9 protein-coding genes are annotated in these 6,668 nt (G+C 40.0%); 1 reads left to right on the top strand and 8 read right to left on the bottom strand.

Annotated features, from left to right (window positions below):
* Positions 1 to 138 precede the first annotated feature (138 nt).
* The 7 genes from KFE26_RS24250 to KFE26_RS23000 all read right to left on the bottom strand — a co-directional run bounded on the left by KFE26_RS24250 (position 139) and on the right by KFE26_RS23000 (position 5,444).
* Positions 139 to 267, bottom strand: a complete 129-nt coding sequence (locus KFE26_RS24250; RefSeq protein WP_283090829.1) for a hypothetical protein — start codon at positions 265 to 267, stop codon at positions 139 to 141.
* A gap of 56 nt (positions 268 to 323) precedes the next feature.
* Positions 324 to 1,634, bottom strand: a complete 1,311-nt coding sequence (locus KFE26_RS22975; RefSeq protein ID WP_212601828.1) for a zonular occludens toxin domain-containing protein — start codon at positions 1,632 to 1,634, stop codon at positions 324 to 326.
* On the bottom strand, positions 1,634 to 1,981 hold the full coding sequence (locus KFE26_RS22980) for a DUF2523 family protein (protein WP_212601829.1): 348 nt from the start codon (positions 1,979 to 1,981) through the stop codon (positions 1,634 to 1,636). Before KFE26_RS22980 ends, KFE26_RS22975 begins: the two co-directional genes overlap by 1 nt.
* 7 nt (positions 1,982 to 1,988) lie before the next feature.
* Positions 1,989 to 3,470 carry a virulence factor TspB C-terminal domain-related protein gene (locus tag KFE26_RS22985; protein WP_212601830.1) on the bottom strand — a complete coding sequence of 494 codons (1,482 nt, stop codon included), beginning with the start codon at positions 3,468 to 3,470 and terminating at the stop codon, positions 1,989 to 1,991.
* Positions 3,471 to 3,539: 69 nt separating this feature from the next.
* Entirely contained in the window at positions 3,540 to 3,758 is a 219-nt protein-coding gene (locus tag KFE26_RS22990) for a major capsid protein (protein ID WP_212601831.1), read from the bottom strand.
* 233 nt (positions 3,759 to 3,991) lie between these two features.
* Positions 3,992 to 4,315, bottom strand: coding sequence for a single-stranded DNA-binding protein (locus KFE26_RS22995; protein ID WP_212601832.1), 324 nt, complete (start codon positions 4,313 to 4,315; stop codon positions 3,992 to 3,994).
* Positions 4,316 to 4,328: 13 nt separating this feature from the next.
* Positions 4,329 to 5,444 (bottom strand): phage/plasmid replication protein, encoded by a 1,116-nt coding sequence (locus tag KFE26_RS23000; protein ID WP_212601833.1) that lies wholly within the window; start codon positions 5,442 to 5,444, stop codon positions 4,329 to 4,331.
* A gap of 89 nt (positions 5,445 to 5,533) precedes the next feature.
* On the opposite strand from KFE26_RS23000, the gene KFE26_RS23005 reads away from it, so the two are divergent.
* Positions 5,534 to 5,755, top strand: coding sequence for a hypothetical protein (locus KFE26_RS23005; RefSeq protein ID WP_051128361.1), 222 nt, complete (start codon positions 5,534 to 5,536; stop codon positions 5,753 to 5,755).
* A gap of 396 nt (positions 5,756 to 6,151) precedes the next feature.
* On the opposite strand, the gene KFE26_RS23010 is transcribed toward KFE26_RS23005, so the two are convergent.
* Complete coding sequence (locus KFE26_RS23010; RefSeq protein WP_212601834.1) at positions 6,152 to 6,412, bottom strand: hypothetical protein; 261 nt, start codon at positions 6,410 to 6,412, stop codon at positions 6,152 to 6,154.
* Positions 6,413 to 6,668: the final 256 nt, after the last annotated feature.

A 6,668-nucleotide genomic window follows, 5' to 3' on the forward strand; every position in this document is an offset into this window, starting at 1 on the left:
ATTGTGCGCAGCTTTAGTTAGGGCTGAATAGCAAGACAATGACCATTAAACCAATAGTAAAAACAGCAACACATAATAGCGCTGGTTTGATTATGTAACCCCATACAGATGGCATAAGTAAATCCTCATTGTAGAAAGTTAGTGACACACAATAATTTCATCTAAATGTTTAAGTACATCAAGCCAAAAAAAATCAGTTGCAAACATACCTAAAACTATTCCGAGCAAGAAACAAATTAAAAGTTCAAAAGTAGAAGTGGTTAACATAAATAATCCTTGTGATGAATGATTGGGGGGCGCTTCGCCTGCCCCCCTATCTGTGCCTACGAAGACGCCAGCTGATTATTGTTTTCTAATGGTTGTGGTTTATCGAGTGGATTGCAGGTGATAAAGGTCGTGAAATCGTTAAACGTCAATCTGACTAGGCACTCACTAATTGGGTGCTGTGTGAATCCAATTGCGTACGGGTTAAATGATTCGCCCGTTTCGGGTTTGTAAAACGCATAATCAAACGTCACGATACCCGTTGAATACTTAATGTATTGTGAACCAGAAATATAGACGCCAGTTACAGCCTTCTCGACATAAGACGTCAAAGCCCCCTTCTCAGCGTCATTAAGCAGCGTTGAGGAACTGGGACGATATGAGACTTTAGATTCAGTAACAGCACTAGCAGAAGTTCCAGAGGCTTCAATAGGCTTAGGCTCTGAATTGGAGGCAAAAAGTTTCGTTGACATTAATAACGCAATTAAAACCCCAATTATCACCAAAATAATAAGCGCATAGTAAAAGACCTTAGGCATTTTAAATTTGTGAGTGTGCATTTCAGAACTGAAATAAGAGCCATAAAAATTAGTCGGCCTTTTTATAAAACTATTTTGTGTTGCCTTTAAATCAAAAAAGTTATCAGCATCAAAGCTCTTTGAATGTTCATAACGTGTAACACGATTACCACCAAAGGGGTTGTGATAATGCACATGGTTATTCACCAGTTTGCGAACGTTGCTATCCAGCAGCATCCTATCTTGTGTAATCAAATAAATGTCATAACCATTATGGCGGTGTGTTTCAAACTTGGAAATATGTACAGGAACGACAGAGCCAACGGCTCTTGGAGGAAAGAATTGTTGGCATTCATCAATAATGATTTTGCTAGTTTTTGGCAACAGATGCCAATCACGAGCATTCTCGAAATGTATAAAATGCAAGTTGAACTGAACTAGCAAATCAAATGTAATTAAATCGGCTGGCATATTAGACATAAACTCTTCAATGCGAGTTAATTGCTTTTTCGTATACAGTTTACGTACCCAGTAAAGCCAAGTTTCCAACGGATTAGACGCCTCAAATAAACTCTCAAGCCAAGGAACGTCCTGTAACGATACAAACTCATCATCGGCATGAACACGCTTAATAATCTTATTAAGACGGTTTAACGCGCCTTTATTCTTTAGCTTTAGTAAATAATTGCCATAGAACCAGCCAGAGAAACTACTCGCAACACGAAAATCCAGCATTAACAAACGAATATTGGTGTAATAAATTGGCCTATCACCCTGATTAGTAGTGACAAGATGCGCGAGCGTGTTAAGGCTTTTTGACGCCCCGGGCTTACCAGTACAAAGACACAGCATTATGCACCCCAATCAACATCAGATTTATCGCCTGGCTTACGCCATACAGTTTTGCGCATGTCACCTGCTCTGGAAGCGCCCTTCAACACCATCAAAGCGAATCCAGCAGACATCATAATGTTTAAGGCAGTGTCTATGCCTAACAAATGGATAAACGTTGCTACGTGTGGAGGAAGGACGCCTGTAGATGAATTTAACTTTTCGATTATTGAATCAAAAATCAAACCAACACCCGCATAGGTTACTGTGCCAAAACCAACAGCAACAGCAACTCGGGCAACTGTGGCCGTCAGGAACTGAGCAAGGAACGGAAAGACAGACGCGAGGAACATAAAGAAATATGGCATAAGTCACCTATGAGTATTTAGAAATCATTAAACCAGCGCCAACAGTTGCGAAGGCAATTACAAACCATTTGATAACAGAGGCAAGCTGACAGAACGGGCTCAGGTCAATTGTGATAACGGAAATAACAATATCAACGGTGTAAGGAGGTGGACATTCAGAGGCACCACTAGAAGAAAAACCATTACTTTCGTTGTAATGCTGCATCAATGTATTGGTGTTAATAGTACCCGCATCAATATTCTGAATATCAGAATCAGGAGATGCGTTGTAATCCTTAACACTGGAAGTAAGCGAATCAACTAAACCCTTGGCATCAGTTTCATTTTTAGTTGCAGCACAAGAGCGCTCCCACTCTTTACGAGCGATATAACACTGTGGAGTATTAGAAGAACAAGAGAATGCAGCGCATCCAGTTTCAGAAATAGCATCGGGGTCAGAACCCTGACCACCTGAGCCATTCTCTTTAATTGCATCAACGATACCCTTCTCAGATTTACCTATAGCATTTTCAATGTCACGCATGCGAATAACAATATCAGTAAGACCATCATTAGCCTCAACAAGCTGCTGAATAATTGCAGAGTTATCTTGAGGCTTACCAATTTCACCCGCTATCTTTGCAAGATTATTGTTAATTGAACCTGACAAAATATTATTAATAGCGCCAATTTGAGAAGTATTATTAACAATATTAGATAAAGAGCTTAATTCACCAATAGAATTAGCAATATGATTCAATGCAGGATTATAGTCAGCATAATTATTACCATCACCAGAGCCAGAACCAGACCCCATTTTAGACTCAATACTTTTTAAAAGGTTTTTTGACTCTGCCAAAATCATTTGGTTTTGACTAACCCAATTAGTTTGAGAATTAATATCAGTACGCATTTCCTGTAAAACGGTATAAATACCATCACCAGAAGCATCAACATGCCTCGTTAATTCAGCTAAATCTCTAGCTATAGAGCCAGTCTGCATATCAATAGCAGTTTTTGTATAAGAAGCCTGACGGGCACCTTTTAATATTGCATCGTAAACAATACCCAAATCTTTATGGATATCCTTTAACTCAGTAGTAAAAGCTGTTGGATGCAAAATGTGAGGATTAGACGCTTGCAAAGAATCAGGGTCTGGGTTCTCAGGGTCTGGGTTCTCAGGGTCTGGGTTCTCAGGGTCAGTTCCGCCAGAGTCTTGGCATTTGTTCACATCAGTAGCGTGATACGCCATTTTTACATAACAAATAGGGTTCGCAGGGTCACCAACGGCACAAGCCCAATCAACCCCGCGCCACGAAAAATTATTAGAATCACACTGAGTATTGTAGAAAGCTGTTGATTCAGCCTCAGCATTGGAACCTAGGAATTCATAAGATAAGGGCAAATCAGGCGTGGCAGGTGGAGTGTAAGCAGAGTAAGCAGGAAGTGAGACAGCTAGAAGAATAATCGCCTGACAGCATCCACTAAAACCAAGAGAACGAATAGCCATATTAAGTCCGTCAATGTTATCAGCATAAAGCCTCAAAGCGGGGCGAACCCCGCGACATTTGAATTTGAATTAACCGAAAATAGATGCCTTAGCCCATTTAAACACAACAGCTAAAGCAGCCAGTCCCAACATAGATGCACCAATGGCGGCTATAGCAGCTAAACCATCAGTTGTTAAGGTTGATGTAGCGGCAGTAACATCGACAGCACCAGCAGCAAAAGCGCTAGGCGCAAGAACAGATGCGCCAAGAGTTACCGCTATAAGAAGAACACTTTTTAATTTTGACATAAGTAAAACTCCATTAACTAAAAGCCGAGTTGTCGGCGGGCGATTTTAAAAACAAACACAAGCGCGTAGAGTGACGCGGCAGCACCAAACAAAAGCAAAACCTCAGAGGCCGATAGCTGTCCCTGTAAATCCCTTGCGTCAACTAAATAAAAGCCGTCACATGGCTGAGTAGAGCTAACTAATAGAGAATTGTCGGGCTGCTGAACAACGCATAAGGTCATGATTTTGAATTCCTAGTAACTAGAGGCTGACTTTTCAGTTTTTGGCTTAGAGTCAACTTGAGTTAACGGAAGCAACTTAAAGTTATATGGATTAAATTTAAGTTGACCACGACCATAATAATTTTCGACTTCAAACGAATCATCATGAATCGTATATTCTCCCGCTGGATAAGCCTCTAATAACGAATTATGAGTAACAGTTAATTGAATTAACTGACGACCCTTTTTTAAATACACTTTTTGGTCATAAACCTGTCTATCAGGCTTGCTGTCCTTGCCTTTAATAACGCGCATTTCACAAGCGACTTCATCAGGGAAAATTTCAAAAGTAAGCATAATATTGTCTCCTTTAAGCAACAGATAAGTGACGTGGCATTTGATACCAAGACGGAATTTGAACGGGTACGGGTTTTATTTCGCGTGTAGCAGTGACATAAATTGGACTAAATTTGGCGATGTTACAGCGCTGGGCAATGTCTATACCGATTTTACGCAGACGGGCTCTATGCGTTTGTGTCTGGGACTTTGCAAAATCAAAAGTATGGCCATGCATCCACTGAACAGCATAAATTGCAGTCGTATTGGCAGCGCGTGTAGTTTCAACAATACCGAGTGTTAAAAGGCGTTCAGAGATAGATTCAAAATCCATGGCGGTTACCTGTAATTTTTTATCAACGTTTAAAAATTCATCGTGTAGTTGGTTTAAGCGGGATAAATCAGACATACCCCAATAGCAAAAGTCATTTTTTTGTAAATAGCGTGATTTTAATTTCTGTTCAAAACGAACAATTCCAAGTGAGCGGCAATAATCAGCAAGTGATTTTAAATAAAGATAATTTTCAGATTCTGCCCCAAAGGCATTTTTAAACTTAGGCATAGCATGTAATTCTATTTCATTGGCCTTATCGTAAACCGTAGGATAAATAAGAGACGCATTACCTTTAGGTGACAACCAATCAACAGATTTACCATTGCTATGTAAACGTGGAACGGAATGGCGATAACGCTGAGTTGATAAACCCGCTAAATAATCATCAACATTTCCAGCCCCAACTGAAATATTTTGCGTGATATGAATTTCTTTAATAATGGCACCGTTAGACGTCCATTTTTGGCGAGTGGCATCAGGTGTTTGACAAGGCAATAAACGAGTACAACGAGTGAACTCAGGAAGATTAAGCTGGCGACAAATTGAGTTATAAACCGAAACACACGAATCAACAGTGGGTAAACCAAAAAGATTGTCCAGACGATCCCATCGTGATGGATTGCCCGAAAATTTCAAAACTGAACCACGAATCTGAACCAATATAGTATCGCAAAAACTACCCTTGTGGAGAAAAGGGGCTTGGTTGATAGAACTGCTCTCCCCTGTCTCGATACGAATACGCTGATAGCCCACATCCGCTAAGAATGGTAAATCAAAACCAAAATCCTGCTCTATAGTCAGCCAATCAAAAAACATAATGCATCCGTGTATACATGTAACATTATTAGAATGTGAGTGCATGTATACATGCACGCCCGTCACGTGTCAACATGTATGCATATATAATGGTAGAAATACTAGGAATAAGGTCTGAAAAAATGCCAGTAACATTACGTTTAACAAAGGAAGAGCAAAGAAACACGGAGTTAAAATGTAGAGAAATCAATAAGGTATTAATAAATATTGAAAAGTCACCGATGCAAGAATCAGAGTTATTGCATTTAGTTATAGAATTAGCGCTAAGTAGAATTAAAATAAATAAAAAAGGCGAGATTGATCTGGAGTAGTCATGAGAAACCATGGGTTATCATGGTAAAGTTCGGGTGTCACTAGAACCCGAACCGCTTCGCGGCCACAAATTGCTATAAGTAAATTTTGTCTTCGACCGTTAGGCCAAAAACGCGCTGAAAGTAAGGCGAAAAGAAAAAAGCGGCTTGGCAGGACGGAAAACCACGGGGGAAAGCGCCCCGCTTACAAGCGTAACGCTCCGCTAGCATCAAACCTACGGTTTAATAATCCCTTTTCCAACCCAATCAGTTTGACCATCAGGCTGCACAGAAACCTTCCTATAACGAGCTATAAGAGCCTTAACATCATCTAAGCAACCAAGAGGAACCCTGACCATCTGAGTGGGTTCAGATTTAGGGCGTCCCGCTCCTGAGCGAACGCCTCCACGGATAGAATCATTTTGCATCCTGAGAAGCCTCTGAATAGAAATCATCAAATGAGTCCACAACCTCCTCATAAGAATCAAAACCGTTAACCCAATCAAGAACATAGGTAACTTCTGGCTGATTGAAACAAGCAACTGCAGGACAGAACCAAACGGTGCCAGATTCAAGCTTTGCAATGACTTCAATAATGGGCAAAGAATCGGGAATTGTGAAAATGTAATTGCGTAAATTCTGGATAAAATCATCAATTTCAACATACATGGTTATCATTTTAAATCCCTTACCGGTTGATTACTGTTTACGTGAATCATTATATCAAATATTTGATTATTGTAAACATAAATCAAACGAAAAAAGAAAATATTTGTATACAGAAATCAAAAAAAAGGTATGTCATTTTTAACGTGAAAAATGACATACCTTCGCACAATGAAGATTATATTAAACTCGCCTGTGGCGTCCCTCGATGCTGCGCATTGTATCGAGGGCAGCAGTTAAACATGAATCTACGGTCACATTGTGCGCA

The sequence above is a fragment of the Shewanella sp. M16 genome, from assembly GCF_018224605.1.
Taxonomy (GTDB): Bacteria; Pseudomonadota; Gammaproteobacteria; order Enterobacterales; family Shewanellaceae; genus Shewanella; species Shewanella oncorhynchi.

Bases quoted from the DNA above. Each gene is read 5' to 3' on its own strand.
- KFE26_RS23010 (WP_212601834.1), bottom strand. From the start codon at position 6,412: ATGATAACCATGTATGTTGAAATTGATGATTTTATCCAGAATTTACGC.
- KFE26_RS24250 (WP_283090829.1), bottom strand. From the start codon at position 267: ATGTTAACCACTTCTACTTTTGAACTTTTAATTTGTTTCTTGCTCGGA.
- KFE26_RS22985 (WP_212601830.1), bottom strand. From the start codon at position 3,470: ATGGCTATTCGTTCTCTTGGTTTTAGTGGATGCTGTCAGGCGATTATT.
- KFE26_RS22975 (WP_212601828.1), bottom strand. From the start codon at position 1,634: ATGCTGTGTCTTTGTACTGGTAAGCCCGGGGCGTCAAAAAGCCTTAAC.
- KFE26_RS23005 (WP_051128361.1), top strand. From the start codon at position 5,534: ATGGTAGAAATACTAGGAATAAGGTCTGAAAAAATGCCAGTAACATTA.
- KFE26_RS22990 (WP_212601831.1), bottom strand. From the start codon at position 3,758: ATGTCAAAATTAAAAAGTGTTCTTCTTATAGCGGTAACTCTTGGCGCA.
- KFE26_RS22995 (WP_212601832.1), bottom strand. From the start codon at position 4,315: ATGCTTACTTTTGAAATTTTCCCTGATGAAGTCGCTTGTGAAATGCGC.
- KFE26_RS23000 (WP_212601833.1), bottom strand. From the start codon at position 5,444: ATGTTTTTTGATTGGCTGACTATAGAGCAGGATTTTGGTTTTGATTTA.
- KFE26_RS22980 (WP_212601829.1), bottom strand. From the start codon at position 1,981: ATGCCATATTTCTTTATGTTCCTCGCGTCTGTCTTTCCGTTCCTTGCT.